The organism is Streptomyces griseoviridis (assembly GCF_005222485.1).
GTDB lineage: Bacteria > Actinomycetota > Actinomycetes > Streptomycetales > Streptomycetaceae > Streptomyces > Streptomyces hintoniae.
In genome coordinates, this window is sequence record NZ_CP029078.1 from 5,437,883 (window position 1) to 5,452,794 (window position 14,912).

15 protein-coding genes are annotated in these 14,912 nt (G+C 71.9%); 12 read left to right on the forward strand and 3 right to left on the reverse strand.

Going from position 1 to position 14,912, the window contains the following annotated elements:
- The first annotated feature begins 77 nt into the window (after positions 1-77).
- From DDJ31_RS23525 to DDJ31_RS23560, 8 genes are all read left to right on the forward strand, one after another.
- Entirely contained in the window at positions 78-1,700 is a 1,623-nt protein-coding gene (locus DDJ31_RS23525) for a hypothetical protein (RefSeq protein WP_127178394.1), read from the forward strand.
- 5 nt (positions 1,701-1,705) lie between these two features.
- Positions 1,706-2,065: a hypothetical protein gene (locus DDJ31_RS23530; RefSeq protein ID WP_127178393.1), complete on the forward strand. Its 360-nt coding sequence runs from the start codon at positions 1,706-1,708 to the stop codon at positions 2,063-2,065.
- Positions 2,066-2,068: 3 nt separating this feature from the next.
- Entirely contained in the window at positions 2,069-3,091 is a 1,023-nt protein-coding gene (locus DDJ31_RS23535; protein ID WP_127178392.1) for a hypothetical protein, read from the forward strand.
- A gap of 254 nt (positions 3,092-3,345) precedes the next feature.
- Positions 3,346-4,875 carry an aldehyde dehydrogenase family protein gene (locus tag DDJ31_RS23540; RefSeq protein ID WP_127178391.1) on the forward strand — a complete coding sequence of 510 codons (1,530 nt, stop codon included), beginning with the start codon at positions 3,346-3,348 and terminating at the stop codon, positions 4,873-4,875.
- A 79-nt stretch (positions 4,876-4,954) separates the two neighbouring features.
- Positions 4,955-6,487, forward strand: coding sequence for a GMC family oxidoreductase (locus tag DDJ31_RS23545; protein ID WP_127178390.1), 1,533 nt, complete (start codon positions 4,955-4,957; stop codon positions 6,485-6,487).
- Positions 6,484-7,572 carry a quaternary amine ABC transporter ATP-binding protein gene (locus DDJ31_RS23550; protein WP_127178389.1) on the forward strand — a complete coding sequence of 363 codons (1,089 nt, stop codon included), beginning with the start codon at positions 6,484-6,486 and terminating at the stop codon, positions 7,570-7,572. Before DDJ31_RS23545 ends, DDJ31_RS23550 begins: the two co-directional genes overlap by 4 nt.
- Position 7,573: 1 nt before the next feature.
- Positions 7,574-9,535 (forward strand): ABC transporter permease, encoded by a 1,962-nt coding sequence (locus DDJ31_RS23555; RefSeq protein WP_127178388.1) that lies wholly within the window; start codon positions 7,574-7,576, stop codon positions 9,533-9,535.
- Position 9,536: 1 nt separating this feature from the next.
- Positions 9,537-10,484, forward strand: coding sequence for an ABC transporter substrate-binding protein (locus DDJ31_RS23560; RefSeq protein WP_127178387.1), 948 nt, complete (start codon positions 9,537-9,539; stop codon positions 10,482-10,484).
- A gap of 118 nt (positions 10,485-10,602) precedes the next feature.
- Here DDJ31_RS23560 and DDJ31_RS23565 read toward each other — a convergent pair whose 3' ends face one another.
- Together DDJ31_RS23565 and DDJ31_RS23570 are read right to left on the reverse strand one after the other, a co-directional pair.
- Positions 10,603-11,421 (reverse strand): hypothetical protein, encoded by an 819-nt coding sequence (locus tag DDJ31_RS23565; protein WP_127178386.1) that lies wholly within the window; start codon positions 11,419-11,421, stop codon positions 10,603-10,605.
- 147 nt (positions 11,422-11,568) lie between these two features.
- Positions 11,569-12,141, reverse strand: a complete 573-nt coding sequence (locus DDJ31_RS23570; protein ID WP_127178385.1) for a TetR/AcrR family transcriptional regulator — start codon at positions 12,139-12,141, stop codon at positions 11,569-11,571.
- 234 nt (positions 12,142-12,375) lie between these two features.
- Between DDJ31_RS23570 and DDJ31_RS23575 the strand changes: the two genes are divergently transcribed.
- Positions 12,376-13,113, forward strand: a complete 738-nt coding sequence (locus DDJ31_RS23575; RefSeq protein WP_127178384.1) for an SDR family oxidoreductase — start codon at positions 12,376-12,378, stop codon at positions 13,111-13,113.
- 206 nt (positions 13,114-13,319) lie between these two features.
- Here DDJ31_RS23575 and DDJ31_RS23580 read toward each other — a convergent pair whose 3' ends face one another.
- Complete coding sequence (locus tag DDJ31_RS23580) at positions 13,320-13,544, reverse strand: hypothetical protein (protein WP_127178383.1); 225 nt, start codon at positions 13,542-13,544, stop codon at positions 13,320-13,322.
- 80 nt (positions 13,545-13,624) lie between these two features.
- Here DDJ31_RS23580 and DDJ31_RS23585 point away from each other — a divergent pair, with 80 nt between their 5' ends.
- The 3 genes from DDJ31_RS23585 to DDJ31_RS23595 are packed head-to-tail and all read left to right on the forward strand — an operon-like array spanning position 13,625 to position 14,906.
- The gene (locus DDJ31_RS23585) at positions 13,625-14,479 is read left to right on the forward strand and encodes a helix-turn-helix domain-containing protein (protein WP_240678101.1); all 855 of its coding nucleotides are present in this window, start codon (positions 13,625-13,627) and stop codon (positions 14,477-14,479) included.
- On the forward strand, positions 14,476-14,682 hold the full coding sequence (locus DDJ31_RS23590; protein ID WP_127178382.1) for a DUF397 domain-containing protein: 207 nt from the start codon (positions 14,476-14,478) through the stop codon (positions 14,680-14,682). The genes DDJ31_RS23585 and DDJ31_RS23590 overlap by 4 nt, the downstream gene beginning before the upstream one ends.
- A 17-nt stretch (positions 14,683-14,699) precedes the next feature.
- Complete coding sequence (locus DDJ31_RS23595) at positions 14,700-14,906, forward strand: DUF397 domain-containing protein (protein ID WP_127178381.1); 207 nt, start codon at positions 14,700-14,702, stop codon at positions 14,904-14,906.
- The last annotated feature ends 6 nt before the right edge of the window (positions 14,907-14,912 follow it).

Consider the following 14,912-nt stretch of genomic DNA (forward strand, 5'->3'; position numbering starts at 1 on the left):
CCCCCTACGCTGATGGTTTGTCAACTTAACGTCTGACAACGGCCTTTCCACGCATCGGGGGATGCAGCGTGCGTACCGTGCCCAAGCAACCGCCGGACACCTCCACCGGCGTCCCGTCGAAGCCCGCGCCCACGGCGCCGCACGCCAGTGAGGCCACCCGGCTGCTGTGCGCGGGCACCTACCTCGACACCGGATACCGCGACCGGGTGATCGAGGAACTGCACCTCAACGAACAGCGCGTCGTGGCGCCCTCGCTCGGCTTCGACGCCGCCCGCGTCCTGGCCCACGCCCTGCGCGCCCGCCGCCTCGAACTGCTGTGGTCCTGCGCCGTCCTGGCGCTGTGGGCCGGGGGCCTGGCGGTGAGCTACGGCCTCTTCGCCGGCTATCTGCTGCCGGGCGTGCTGCTCGCGCTCGCCCCCTGGGTGCGCGGCAAGGCGGCCCACCCGCCGCTGTACCGCTGGTACCCGGCCTTCCTGCTCCGCTGGTGGGCCTGGACCCTCCTGGTGGTCCTCCTCCTCCTGAACCTCCTCGGCGCGGTAGGGGTGTTCGGCGACCTCGTCGTGGCGCCCTGGCAGTGGTGGGCCGCCCTCGTCGAGTTCGGGCTGATCGCGTTCTGCGCGCACACCCAGCGCGAGCAGTTCCACCGCGCCCTCGCCGCCGAACTCTCCCCGGCCCGCTTCCCCGACACCGCGAACGACCCCGCCGAGCAGGCGGCCGGCGCGCGCCGGCGCCGTCTCATGCGGCGCATCCGGGTCGAGCAGCACGCGCCGCTGATCATGTACCGGGAGGCCCATCCGTTCTGCGGCGCCGGATTCGCCTACGACACCTGGGTGCTCGCCGTCGAGCTGCGGCCGGACGACGAGCGGGAGGACGGCGACCGCACCCCGATCAGCAACCGCGTGGTGCTCGACAAGGTCCGCCGACTGGTCGAGCAGCTCCGCGTCCCCGCCGAACAGGCGGGCCCCAGTGTCCGCGACCGGCTGCGCGCACTGGAGGTCGACGAGTGCGTGTTCCTGCCCGTCGAGGGCCTGACCGCGCGGGAGCAGGCGCCGTACAGCGCCCAGGCGTTCGAGGAGCACCGGGCGCGGGCCGTCGAGGAGGGCGCCGAGAAGCGCAGGCACTTCCTGCGGATCAGGGTCGGCGGCTGGGACGAGGAGCTGGTGGTCACGGTCTACGTGCGCATCCACACCCAGGGCGGCATGCTGATGCTCGAAGTGGCCCCGCATGTGCTGGCGCCGGTGCGCGCCGCGTTCAAGGACGCCGACCGGGACGCCCACCGGGTCCGCAACAACACGGCGTTCGGCAAGGCCGCCGGCGCGCTCGCGCTGGTGCCCGCCTCGCCGTTCCGCGCGGTGAGCCGGCTCCTGTGGGGCGCCGTGCACGCGGCCCGGCTGCTGACCGGCGGGTACGCGGGCGCCCTGCCCGAGGGGCCCGCGCTGTCGGTGCGGGAGCTGGGCACCGACGGCACGGGTTCGCAGTTCCAGGCGATGGACGTCGACCGCTACCTCAAGAGCGTCCAGGACCGGGTGGCCAACGGCGTCCGGGTGGCGCTCGCCGAATGCGGTTACCAGACGGGCGAGTTCGTCCAGAAGGTCGTGAACATCAGCAGCGGCGACGTGCACATCGGCTCGGTGGAGGGCAGCACCTTCGCCGTCGGCTCGGGCGCGTCCGCCACCGTCTCCAAGAATCAGGGGAGTTGACGTCGATGGCGCAGGACGAGCCGAAGGTGACGATCGGGAACGTCGACCGGAGCACCTTCGCGATCGGCGCCCACGCGCGCGCCGAGAGCAGCGCCCGGTACGGGACGGAACCGGGACGCGACCAGGAGACCGAGGAACTCCTGCGCCTGGTCCGGGAGTTGAGAGCGGCGCTGCCGGCGCTGCGGGTCACGGACGAGACGGCCGCGCTGGGGGAGGCGCTCGCCGACACGGAGGCGGAGATCGACCGCACCGGGCAGGCGGGCCCCACCCGCAGGGAACGTCTGCGCGCGCTGCTCGCCGACTCCCAGGGCGTGGTCTCCCTGCTCACCTCGGCCGCGGCCCTGGCCACCCTGCTGGGAGGCTGACCGGTGGGCGGGGGCGACCGGCACTGGAACGACGACACCCAACGCTGGGAGACGGGCCCACCGCCCCCGGCCCCGAACCGGGCCCCCGCGCCCTTCCCGGCCCCGGCCCCCGACCCGGCCGACCCGGCCCGTCCGGCGGACGCGCCCACGGCCGTCACCCCCGCCCCTTCCGCCGCTCCCGACCCTTTCGCCGCCTCCGGCACCTCTGGCGCCTCCGACACCTCCCCCCAGTGGCACGAGGAGACCGGTGGCTGGCTGCTGCCCGAGGGGTCGGCCGAGCCCGTGCGCCGGCCGGGCGGCGGTGTCGACCGGCGGCTCGTGTGGTCCGTCGTGGTGGGGGCGGCCGTGGTGGGGGTGGCCGTCAGCCTGGTGCTGACGTTCGTGGGCGGTGACGGCGAGGGCGGCGACGAGGGCAAGGCGTCCGCGCGGTCCGCCTCGGCCCCCTCGACGGACCGGGCGAGTGAGGCACCGCCCGCGGAGGGCTCGTCCGGCGTTCCGTCGCCTCTGTCGCCGTCCCCCTCGGTCTCCGGGCCGCCCGCCGGATTCACCGTGCGCGGCGACAAGGAGGGGTTCAGGATCGCCGTCCCCGAGGAGTGGACGCGCTCGTCGGTCCCCTCGCAGTACGGCATCGCCGTGGTCAGCTACCGCAGCCCCGACCGTGCGCACCGGCTCCAGGTCTTCCAGGTGGCGGAGTCCTCGCCCGAGGAGTCGTTCCGGCTGTTCCTGTCGGACGGGACACCCCGGCCGGCCGGCTTCCGGAAGGTTTCCCTCCGGAAAGTGGACGACGGCGGGACGGTCGGCTTCCGGCTGGAGTACCTGGCCTCCCGGCTCAGGGGCGAGCCCGACCTCGGCACCTGGCACGTCGACGACGAGCGGTTCGTCGGGGTCGACGGCCAGGTCTGGGCCATCGCCTCCTACGGTCCCGACGCCGACGGCGGCGTTGACGAACTCCGTTATCTCACCGTGGCGTTGGAGTCGTTCTGTCCGCCGGGCGCCGGCTGCCTGACGGTCTCCGTGCCGGGCTGACCCGCCCTGGCCCACCGTCCGCCCCACCCGCCCAGGGGCCGGGCGACGCCCCTTCCGCAGCCCTTGTCACCGCCTCTTACCGTCGTTTCCTGATCGAATTTGACCCCGTCTGTCCGCAATTTCAGTGACGCCGCACACTTTCCGATGCGAATTGCGCATGCAACGGGGTTGTGGGGGCAGGTGCAGACGGTCCCGAGGGGTGACACCGGCGTGACTCAGGGGGCATGGAACAGGAACGGAAGGCAGCACCGATCATGGCCGACAGAGCGGAAACCCACGCGTTGGACGCCCAGGCGACCATCCATGTGGCGGGGGAGTGGCGCGACGCCGTCTCCGGTGCCACACGCGAGATCCTCGACCCCGCGGACGGACTGCCCTTCGCCGTGGTCGCCGAGGGCGACGAGAAGGACACCGACCTGGCCGTCGCGGCTGCCCGGCACGCCTTCGACCACGGGGACTGGCCGCGCACCCCCGCCGCCGAGCGCGCCGCCCTGCTGCACCGGGTCGCCGACCTGCTGGTGCGCGACCGGGAGCGGCTCGGCCTGCTGGAGAGCCGGGACGCGGGCAAGACCGCCGAGGAGGGCCGCGTCGACATCGACTGCGTCGCCGACGCCTTCCGCTACTTCGCCCAGCTGGTCGCCGCCGAGGCACCCGGCCGGGTCGTCGACGCGGGCACCCCCGACGTGCACAGCGTCGTCGTGCACGAGCCGGTCGGTGTCTGCGCGCTGATCACGCCCTGGAACTACCCCCTCCTCCAGGCGAGTTGGAAGATCGCTCCGGCGCTCGCCGCGGGCAACACCTTCGTCGTCAAGCCCAGCGAGATCACCCCGCTGACCACCGTCGCCCTGATCGACCTGCTCGTCGAGGCCGGCCTGCCGACCGGCGTCGCTGGACTGGTCACCGGCGCCGGGCACACGGTCGGCGCCCGGCTCGCCGCCCACCCGGACGTCGACCTGGTCTCCTTCACCGGCGGCCTGGTCAGCGGCACCAAGGTCGCGCAGGCCGCCGCGCCCACCGTCAAGAAGGTCGCCCTCGAACTCGGCGGCAAGAACCCGAACGTCGTCTTCGCCGACGCCTGCGCCACCGACGAGGGCTTCGACACCGCCGTCGACCAGGCGCTCAACGCGGCCTTCATCCACTCGGGGCAGGTCTGCTCGGCCGGCTCCCGGCTCATCGTCGAGGAGCCGCTGCGGGAACGGTTCGTCGCCGAACTCGCCCGCCGCGCCGCCGCGATACGCCTGGGCCGCGGCACCGCCGACGGCGTCGAGTGCGGCCCCCTGGTCTCCGAGCGGCAGCGCGCCAAGGTCGAGGGGTACGTCGAGTCGGCGCTCGCCGAGGGCGCGGTCCTGCGCACCGGCGGCAAGCGCCCCGAACCCGCCCCCGAGCGCCCCGACGGCGGCTACTTCTACGAGCCGACCGTCCTCGACCAGTGCCACCGCGAGATGCGGGTGGTCCGCGAGGAGGTCTTCGGACCGGTCCTCACCGTCGAGACCTTCCGCACCGAGGACGAGGCCGTCGCCCTCGCCAACGACACCGAGTACGGCCTGGCCGGCGCCGTCTGGACCACCGACGCGGGCCGCGCCCGCCGGGTCGCGGGACGGCTGCGCCACGGCACCGTCTGGATCAACGACTTCCACCCCTACCTCCCGCAGGCGGAGTGGGGCGGCTTCGGCAAGAGCGGCGTCGGCCGCGAACTGGGCCCCGCCGGACTCGCCGAGTACCGCGAGACCAAGCACATCTACCAGAACCTGGCACCGAAGCCGGTCCGCTGGTTCGCCGGCTGACCCCAGCCCCCTCCCCGCCCGCCGCCGCCCGCCCCAGGGCCGGCCAGGGCCTCCGCACTTCTCGTACCTGGAGCGGCCCATGCCCGAGAACAACCTGGTCCACGACTACGTCGTCATCGGCGGCGGCACGGCGGGCTCCGTCATCGCCTCCCGCCTCACCGAGAACCCGGACGTCACGGTCGCCGTCATCGAGGGCGGCCCGAGCGACGTCGGCCGCGACGACGTCCTCACCCTGCGCCGCTGGATGGGCCTGCTCGGCGGCGAACTCGACTACGACTACCCCACCACCGAACAGCCACGCGGCAACTCCCACATCCGGCACAGCCGGGCCCGGGTGCTCGGCGGCTGCTCCTCCCACAACACCCTGATCGCCTTCAAGCCGCTGCCGTCCGACTGGGACGAGTGGGAGGCGGCGGGCGCCAAGGGCTGGGGCTCGGTGTCGATGGAGGCGTACTTCCCGCGGCTGAAGAACAACATCGTCCCGGTCGACGAGAAGGACCGCAACGCCATCGCCCGCGACTTCGTCGACTCCGCGCACGGCGCGCTCGGCGTGCCGCTCGTCGAGGGCTTCAACCAGAAGCCGTTCACCGAGGGCGCCGGCTTCTTCGACCTCGCCTACCACCCCGAGGACAACAAGCGGTCCTCCGCGTCGGTGGCCTATCTGCACCCCGTGATGGACGAGCGGCCCAACCTGACCATCCTGCTGGAGACTTGGGCGTACCGCCTGGAGTTCGCCGGCACCCGCGCGGTGGGCGTCCATGTGCGCGCCGCCGACGGCACCGAGCAACTGGTCAGGGCCCGCAAGGAAGTTGTGCTGTGCGCGGGCGCCGTCGACTCGCCCCGGCTGCTCCTGCACTCCGGCATAGGCCCGCGCGCCGACCTCGACGCGCTCGGCATCCCGGTCGTCCACGACCTGCCGGGCGTCGGCGAGAACCTGCTCGACCACCCCGAGTCGGTGATCGTCTGGGAGACCGAGGGACCCATACCGGAGAACTCCGCGATGGACTCCGACGCCGGCCTCTTCGTGCGCCGCGACCCCGAACACCAGGGCCCCGACCTGATGTTCCACTTCTACCAGATCCCGTTCACCGACAATCCCGAGCGACTCGGCTACCGGCGCCCCGAGTTCGGCGTCTCCATGACCCCGAACATCCCCAAGCCGAGAAGCCGCGGCCGCCTTTACCTCACCAGCGCCGACCCGTCCGTGAAACCCGCCCTCGACTTCCGGTACTTCACCGACGAGGACGACTACGACGGCCGCACCCTCGTCGACGGCATCCGCATCGCCCGTGAGATCGCCAGGACCCAGCCCCTGGCCGGCTGGCTCAAGCGCGAGGTCTGCCCCGGACCCGAGATCCTCGGCGACGCCGAACTCGGCGAGTACGCCCGCAAGGTCGCCCACACCGTCTACCACCCCGCGGGCACCTGCCGGATGGGCGCCGCCGACGACCCGCTCGCCGTCGTCGACCCGCGGTTGCGCATCCGCGGCCTCGACGGCATCCGGATCGCCGACGCCTCCGTCTTCCCGACCATGCCCGCCGTCAACCCGATGATCGGCGTCCTCATGGTCGGCGAGCGGGCCGTCGACCTGATCGGGGGCGACCCGCGATGAGCACGACCACCGAGCCGGGAAACCCGACCGGCAGCACGACCGGCGCCCCCGTCTTCTCCGTCCAGAACCTGTGGAAGGTCTTCGGACCCAAGGCCGACCAGGTCCCCGCCGACCCGGCGCTCGCCGCGCTCGACCCGGCCGGACTGCGCGCCCGCACCGGCTGCACCGCCGCCGTCCACGACGTCTCCTTCGACGTCCGCAAGGGCGAGGTCTTCGTCGTCATGGGCCTGTCAGGATCGGGCAAGTCCACCCTGGTGCGCTGTCTGACCCGGCTTATCGAGCCGACCGCGGGCACCATCGCCATCGACGGCGAGGACGTCCGCGCGATGGACAGGACCCGGCTGCGCGAACTGCGCCGCCACCGCGCCGCGATGGTCTTCCAGCACTTCGGTCTGCTCCCGCACCGCACGGTCCTCGACAACGTCGCCTACGGCCTGGAGATCCAGGGCGTCGGCAAGGCGGAACGCCGGGCGCGCGCCAAGGAGATCGTCGCCAAGGTCGGTCTCGACGGCATGGAGCAGCGCCGCCCGAGCCAGCTCTCCGGCGGCCAGCGCCAGCGCGTCGGGCTCGCCCGCGCCCTCGCCGTCGACCCGCAGGTGCTCCTCTTCGACGAACCGTTCAGCGCCCTCGACCCGCTGATCAGGCGCGACATGCAGGAGGAGGTCGTCAGGCTGCACCGCGAGGAGGGCCGGACGATGGTCTTCATCACCCACGACCTCAGCGAGGCGCTCAAGCTGGGCGACCGGATCGCCCTGATGCGCGACGGCCGGGTGGTTCAGCTCGGCAGCCCCGAGGAGATCGTCGCCCGCCCCGCCGACGACTACGTCCGCGAGTTCGTCAGGGACGTGCCGCGCGAGCAGGTCCTCACCGTGCGCACCGCGATGCGCCCCGGCGGCTGCGGCGCCCCCGACCACCCGGGCGCCCTCCCGCCCGACGCGGTCGTCGCCGACGCCGTCAAGGCCGTCGCCCGCAGCGGCCGGGCCGCCTGCGTGGTGGAGGACGGCCGCTGCCTCGGCGTCGTCGACCACGCCAGGCTGCTCGGCGTGGTGGCCGGAGTGGAGTCGCCGGCCGAGGAGGCCGTCTGACATGGCGACCCTGACCACCTCGGCCCCGCGCCTCGCCGTCCCCGGCGTGCTCAGGAGCCGGGCCGCGCACAAGCTGCTGCTGCTCGCGCTCGCCGCCGCCGTCCTGGTGCCGCTGGCCAACGCCCGCTGGGCCAGCGGAAGTTGGCCAGACGCGCTGACCGTCGACCTGACCGCGCCGCTCACCCGGGTCAGCGACTGGATCATCGACAACCGCGACAGCCACCCGCTGTTCCTCTACTTCTTCGGCTACGTCAGCAACGCCGTCGTGCTCTCCGTGCGCGCCGTCTACCTGGTGCTCCTCGGCATCGGCTGGGCCGGGGTCGCCGCCCTCGGCGCGCTCATCGCCTGGCGGGTGGCCGGCGTCCGGCTCGCCCTCGGCTCGGCCGCCGCGTTCCTCGCCTGCGGACTGCTCGGCATGTGGGTGCCGACCATGCAGACCCTCGCCCTGATGGTCGTCGCCGTCCTCGCCTCGGTCGCCGTGGGCCTGCTGCTCGGCCTGGCCGCGGGGCTCTCCGACCGCCTCGACCGCGCCCTGCGCCCGGTCCTCGACACCATGCAGGTGCTGCCCGCCTTCGCGTACCTGCTGCCCGTCGTGCTGGTCTTCGGCATCGGGGTGCCCGCCGCGGTCCTCGCCACCGTCGTCTACGCGGCCCCGCCGATGGCCCGGCTCACCTCGCTCGGCCTGCGCGGCGCCGACAAGGAGGTCCTGGAAGCCGTCGAGTCGCTCGGCGCGACCGCCCGCCAGCGGCTGCTGACCGCCAGGATCCCGCTGGCCCGCAGGGAACTCCTGCTCGGCCTCAACCAGGCCATCATGATGGCCCTGTCGATGGCCGTCATCGCGTCCGTGATCGGCGGCGGCGGCCTCGGCGACCGCGTCTACCAGGCGCTCGCCTCCGTCGACGTCGGCGCCGCCCTCGCCGCCGGCATCCCGATCGTGCTGCTCGCCGTGGTCCTCGACCGGGTGACCGGCGCGGCCGGCGCCCGCGGCGACGCCGGTACCCCGACCGGCGCGGGGCGCGCACGCCGGGCGTACGCGCTCGGCTCGCTCGGCGCGCTGGCCGTCGTGGCCGTCGCCGGACGGCTCGCCGGCGGCCTCGACTGGCCGGACGGCTGGACCCTGAACATCGCCGAACCCGTCAACAAGGCCGTCGACTGGATGACCGCCCACCTCTACTCGGGCGTGCCCGTGATCGGCGGCACCGCCGACTGGGCCGGCCACTTCACCACCTGGGTCCTCGACCCGGTGCGCGGCGGCCTCCAGTGGCTGCCCTGGTGGTCGCTGCTGCTGATCGTCGCCGCCCTCGCCTGGCTGATCGGCACCTGGCGCACCGCGCTCACCGCCGTCCTCGCGCTCGCCGCGATCGGCGTCCTCGGCCTGTGGAAGCCGTCCCTCGACACCCTCTCCCAGGTCCTCGCCGCCGTCGCCGTCACCCTCGTCCTCGGCGTCCTGACCGGCATCGCGGCGGCCCGCAGCGACCGCGTCGAACGCGCCCTGCGCCCGGTCCTCGACGTCTTCCAGACGATGCCGCAGTTCGTCTATCTGATCCCGGTGGTCGCCCTGTTCGGCGTGGGCCGCGCCCCCGCCGTCGCCGCCGCCGTCGTCTACGCGCTGCCGGCCGTCGTACGGATCACCGCGCAGGGGCTGCGCCAGGTCGACCCGGCCGCCCTGGAATCCGCCCGCTCCCTCGGCGCCACCCCCTGGCAGCAACTGCGCCAGGTCCAACTGCCGCTGGCCCGGCGCTCGTTGCTGCTCGCCGTCAACCAGGGCGTGGTCCTGGTCCTCGCCGTCGTCATCATCGGCGGCCTGGTCGGCGGCGGCGCGCTCGGCTACGACGTCGTCTACGGCCTGGCCCAGGGCGACCTGGCCACCGGACTGGTCGCGGGCGCCGCGATCGTCTGCCTCGGCCTGATGCTCGACCGGGTCACCCAGCCCACCGAACGCCGTGCGAAGAAGGGGGCCTGACATGAGGGTCCGTGGCATCGCGGCGCTCAGCGCGCTGTTCCTGCTCACCGGCTGCGGCGCGGCCGACATGACCAAGCAGGCGTCGCCCTTCGCCAACGCGGGCGGCACCAGGTCCGTGACGCTGTCCGTGCAGTCGTGGGTCGGCGCGCAGGCCAACGTGGCCGTCGCCCAGTACCTCCTGGAGCACGAACTCGGCTACCGCGTCGACACCGTCCAGGTCGACGAGGTGCCCGCCTGGGACGCCCTCAGCCAGGGCCGCGTCGACGCCATCCTGGAGGACTGGGGCCACCCCGAGCAGCAGAAGCGGTACGTCGACGACAAGAAGACCATCACCGACGGCGGCGGCCTCGGCGTCACCGGCCACATCGGCTGGTACGTGCCGACCTACCTGGCTGAGCAGCACCCCGACATCACCGACTGGAAGAACCTCAACAAGTACGCGTCCCTCTTCCGCACCCCGGAGAGCGGCGGCAAGGGGCAGCTGATGGACGGCTCGCCGTCCTACGTCACCAACGACAAGGCGCTGGTGAAGAACCTGAAGCTGGACTACCAGGTGGTGTTCGCCGGCTCGGAGGCCGCGCAGATCACCCAGATGAAACAGTTCGCCAAGGAGAAGAAGCCCTTCCTGACGTACTGGTACGCGCCGCAGTGGCTGTTCGAGAAGGTCCCGATGACCGAGGTGAAGCTGCCCGCGTACAAGGAGGGCTGCGACGCCGACCCGGCGGAGGTCGCCTGCGCCTATCCGCACACCCCGCTGGAGAAGTACCTCAACGCGGACTTCGCCAGGAGCGGCGGCAAGGCGGCGGCCTTCCTGAAGAAGTTCAAGTGGACGACCGAGGACCAGAACGAGGTCTCCCTCCTCATCGCCGACCAGAAGCTGGCGCCCGAGGAGGCGGCGAGGAAGTGGGTGGCGCGACACGAGTCCACCTGGAAGGCGTGGCTGTCGTGAACGCCCGTCACTGACACAGACGTTGGCCCACGGCCCGCCGTCACGACCCGCCGGGCAGGCGGCCCCCCGGACGCCGTGGTCCGGGGGGCCGCCCGAGTGCTCGGGGGACCGGTGACTGTTACCGGCCGCGTCCTCGGTTGCTGAGGTTCTGGTTGGTGTTGTAGGCGCCCCGGTTGCTGCCGCTGGCGTGACCACTGCTCTGGCCGGTGGTCTGACCAGTGGTCTGGCCGGTGGTGTACGACGCGGGCTGGTTCTGGTTCGTGTAGGTGGCGACGGGGTTGTTGGGCGGCGCGGCCCTCTGCACGGCCGTCGAGTCGAAGGACAGCGGCGGGAGTTGTGGGGCGGTCGCGCTGACGGAGCTCGACGTCGGCGCGGTGACGGGAAGCCTGTTGTTGGTGTTCGCCGCGTTCTGCTGCCAGCTGTTCATCACCGACTGCCCGAACGCGCCGGCCGCCTGCATGCCCGCGCCGATCGACTGCACCGTGGGGTTCGGTCCGGCGAGCCCCGCGTACATGCCGGCTCCCGCGGCCTCGATGGCGCCCAGCGTGAACCTGGGCAGGCTGCCGGGACGGTCCGAGTTGGTGCTGAGTGCCCGCCGGCCCTCGGCGACCACCGTGTAGACACCGCTGGCCCCGGTCATCGCTACGCCCCAGTTGTAGGCGGAGCTGGCGCCCTGGGCGGAGTCGCCCCGCGCGGTACCGGCGGACTGGAGCGCCAGGCCGAGCGCCGGGATGGACTGCACGGCGGTGTCCAGGATCTCCCGCCGGTTCTCCGCCACCCAGCTCACGGCCCCGGTCGTGGCGTCCCTGGCGCTCGTGTAGAGCTGGACTCCCCGGCCCGCCGTGTACGCGACGTAGTGCGACATTCCCTGGTAGGTGCGGTTGGCCCAGCTGTTCGTGTTGCCGCTGGGCGGTACCGCCGGTGCGGGAGTGGTCATCGTAATCCGTTCGTTGTCGAGGTCATCACGCCCCCACGACGGATTTGACGGCCGTTCGGTTTCATCGATTTCAGCAGATTACGTCGGGTTGATAGACATTTACTGACGGTCAACCCTCCCGGGGGTGGGTGTCACGGACCCCGGATCTCACGGGCGGACGGCGAGCCCGTCGAGGGTGAGATCGAGCAGGCGCTCCGCGCGCGGCCGGTGCTCGGCGCCGGCCGAGGTGAGGGCGATGCCCTCCAGGGCGGCGAAGATGTCGGTGGCCGGTATGTCGGAGCGGATCACCCCGGCCGCCGCGCACGCGTCCATGAGCGCGGTGAGGGCGGCCTGGATCAGCTCCCTGCTGTGACCGTAGGGGTTGTTCCCGGTGGCGGCGATGGCCCGCAGGGCGTCGATCATGCCGTACTTGGCGGTGACGTAGTCGAGGAAGAGGCGCGTCCAGGCGCGCAGGGCCGCCTCGGGCGGCTGCTGGGCGAGCAGGGCGGGGGCGGCGTCGCACAGGTGGGCCACCTCGTTGCGGTAGACCGCCTCGATGAGGGCTTCCCTGGTGGGGAAGTTGCGGTACAGCGTGCCGCTGCCGACGCCCGCGGCCTTGGCGATGCGGTCCAGGTGGGCGTCGAGGCCCTCGGCGGTGAAGACGCGTACCGCGGCGTCGAGGATCTTCTCCCGGTTGCGCCGCGCGTCGGCGCGCAGCGGTCGAGGCGCTTCGCTGGTCATCGGTGTCTGCCGTCCCTTTCCCGAACCGTGCCGGCTTCCTTGCTCGGCTTGCGTTGCTTGCGTGGCTTGCTTGGCCGGCTCGGCTTGTGTGGCTTGCTAAGTGGAGGCGCCTCCACTTAGCCTGCTGGAAGCGGGGGCGTCCCCGCTTTCACTGTAGGTCACGGCGCGGGGCGCCGGCCCGCGCGTGCGCCGGAAAGCGCGCACCGGAAGACGTGTGCAGGAGAAGGAGACGACATGCCGGATCTCGCGGACAAGGTCATCGCGATCACGGGCGCCAGCAGCGGCATCGGGGAGGAGACCGCGGCCCACCTCGCGCGACGGGGAGCCCGACTGGTCCTCGGCGCCAGGCGGGAGGACCGGCTGACCGCCGTGGTGGACGCCATCACGGCGGAGGGCGGCACGGCGACCGGGGTCGTCGTCGACGTCGGGCGCCGCGAGGACCTCCAACGGCTGACGGACACGGCCGTCGACCGGTACGGACGGCTCGACGTCCTGGTCTCCAACGCGGGCACGATGGCCGTCTCGCCCTTCGACGACCTGCGCCAGGACGACTGGGACGCGATGGTCGCCACCCACATCACCGGCCTCCTCAACGGCATCGGCGCCGCGCTGCCCGTCTTCCGCCGGCAGGGTTGCGGCCACTTCGTCAACGTCGCGTCGACGGCGGCGTACGTGGTCACGAGCCCCATGGCCGTGTACGCGGCCACCAAGACGGCGGCGAAGGTACTGACCGAGGGCCTGCGCCAGGAATCGGGCCCCGACCTGCGCGTCACCCTCGTCTCACCGGGCTTCACGGACACGGAGGGCGTCGGCAAGGGGACGGACCCCGAGATCGCGGCGGACCTGATCCGCAGACGCGACGAGATCGCGATGCCGCCGTCCGCCGTCGCGTCGGCGATCACTTACGCGATCGAACAGCCGGAGGGAGTGGACATCGGCGAAATCGTGCTCCGCTCGACGGCGCAGGGGTGACGGGGGGCGGGTGCCGGGTGTGGGGGCCCGGGGGTCGGCGTGCGGGTCGGGGGCGACCGCGTTCCAGGTGGCCGCGCGCACTGCCGCCGTGCCCTGCGCGGTCGCGCTCTCCGCTTCCGTCGCGATCGGGGTCGCACGGCGGCGCACGGGCTCGCGCCTGCGCCCGACAGCCGCGCATCCCATGCGAGTTGGCTGCGCCTGACCGCTCACAGCACCTCGCCCCGGCTGCGCGCGTTCGCCCGCGCGGTCCTGGCCCGCAGCCGTTCATCGGCGTCCGCCGGCCGCACGGTCCGCGGGTCAACGGTCCACTCCACACCGCCGGTTACCGGACGCAGGTACCAGAGCCCGGACTCCACGCCCTGGAACACCCCGACCCGCTCCGCGCTGTCGACCAGCAGTGTCCCGACGCGCGGGATGTCCTGACTGGGCATGACCACTCCTCTCCGTAGCGAATCCACTACCAAGCGCATTCAGAGTGGTCTAGGGTCGAGAAGTCCTCAACCTGCAGGGTTTGCACGAAGAGTTGGGTCAGTGGCCGTTGAATCGAAAAGAGCTGGATCCCGAGAAATCACCCAGCGCCGCGTTCGGCCAGCGTCTGCGCACGTTGCGCGACGAACGCGGTTGGACGCAGGACGAGCTGGCTGATCGGATGGGATGCTCCGGAACGCATATTTCTGCCGTCGAAACTGGTCGGCGTCCCCCAACTCGTCGTTTCGCGACAAACGCCGACCGCGTCTTCGGCACGGGGGGTCGACTTGAGCGGCAGAGCCAGGCCGTGCGATACACCGCGCTGCTCGAGGGCTTCCCGGAGTACGTCACGCATGAGGCGCGGGCCGCAGAGATCCGGTTGTACGAGGTGGGTGTGGTGCCGGGGCTCCTGCAGACGTCGGAGTACGCGGCAGCGTTGGAAGAAGACGCGGTGCGACGTGAGGCGATCACGATCGAGCAGGCTGACGAACGGGTCGATCTGGTGGCCAAGCGGCAGGGCGCGCTTCTGCGTTCGCCATCGCCTTTGATCTCCGTGGTGCTCGACGAAGGGTGTGTCCGGCGACCGATGGGCCCGCCTGCCGTCATGGATGCCCAGTTCGGGCGATTGCTTGAATTCGCCGAGCTGCCGAGCACCGTCCTGCAGGTGGCACCGTTCTCGATGGGGGCGCGGAGGCCGTTCAGCCTCCCCATCACCGTGCTGACGATGCCGGACCGGTCGCTCGTCTCGTACGCGGAGTCTGCCCAGCGTGGCCATCTTGAACGCGAAAACAGTGCTGTGCTGCCGATATTGGCGGCCTACCATCAACTACAGGCCGAAGCCTTGTCCCAGGCGGCATCTGTGGCCATGATCCAGAAGTTACGAAAGGGCATCCTGTGACTACCGAATCCCCCCGTTGGTTCTCCTCCTCCTACAGTGGCAACGGCGGCCAGTGCATAGAGATCGCCGTCAACCTTGTCTCCTCGCTCGCCGTCGTCCCGGTCCGCGACTCCAAGAATCCGGACGGTCCGGTTCTGACGGTTCCCGCCGACGTGTTCTCTTCGTTCGTGGCGGGCATCAAGGGAGAGTCCGGCGTGATGTGACGGTGAGAGGGCCCTTCGTGACGATCGATTCCCCCCGCTGGGTCACCGCCTCGCGCAGCAACAACGGCGGTCAGTGTGTTCAGGTCGCCGTCAACCTTGCCTTTACGCGTGGCGTTGTCCCTGTCCGTGATTCCAAGAACCTGGCTGGTCCCGTGCTGATGCTCCCTGCCGACGTGTTCGCTTCGTTCGTGGCGGGCATCAAAGGGGAGTCCCGAGTGATGTGACGGTGG

What these genes read in the sequence shown, in the direction of transcription:
- DDJ31_RS23530 (WP_127178393.1), top strand. Translation starts at nt 1,706, where the DNA reads ATGGCGCAGGACGAGCCGAAGGTGACGATCGGGAACGTCGACCGGAGC.
- DDJ31_RS23540 (WP_127178391.1), top strand. Translation starts at nt 3,346, where the DNA reads ATGGCCGACAGAGCGGAAACCCACGCGTTGGACGCCCAGGCGACCATC.
- DDJ31_RS23545 (WP_127178390.1), top strand. Translation starts at nt 4,955, where the DNA reads ATGCCCGAGAACAACCTGGTCCACGACTACGTCGTCATCGGCGGCGGC.
- DDJ31_RS23550 (WP_127178389.1), top strand. Translation starts at nt 6,484, where the DNA reads ATGAGCACGACCACCGAGCCGGGAAACCCGACCGGCAGCACGACCGGC.
- DDJ31_RS23555 (WP_127178388.1), top strand. Translation starts at nt 7,574, where the DNA reads ATGGCGACCCTGACCACCTCGGCCCCGCGCCTCGCCGTCCCCGGCGTG.
- DDJ31_RS23560 (WP_127178387.1), top strand. Translation starts at nt 9,537, where the DNA reads ATGAGGGTCCGTGGCATCGCGGCGCTCAGCGCGCTGTTCCTGCTCACC.
- DDJ31_RS23565 (WP_127178386.1), bottom strand. Translation starts at nt 11,421, where the DNA reads ATGACCACTCCCGCACCGGCGGTACCGCCCAGCGGCAACACGAACAGC.
- DDJ31_RS23570 (WP_127178385.1), bottom strand. Translation starts at nt 12,141, where the DNA reads ATGACCAGCGAAGCGCCTCGACCGCTGCGCGCCGACGCGCGGCGCAAC.
- DDJ31_RS23575 (WP_127178384.1), top strand. Translation starts at nt 12,376, where the DNA reads ATGCCGGATCTCGCGGACAAGGTCATCGCGATCACGGGCGCCAGCAGC.
- DDJ31_RS23580 (WP_127178383.1), bottom strand. Translation starts at nt 13,544, where the DNA reads ATGCCCAGTCAGGACATCCCGCGCGTCGGGACACTGCTGGTCGACAGC.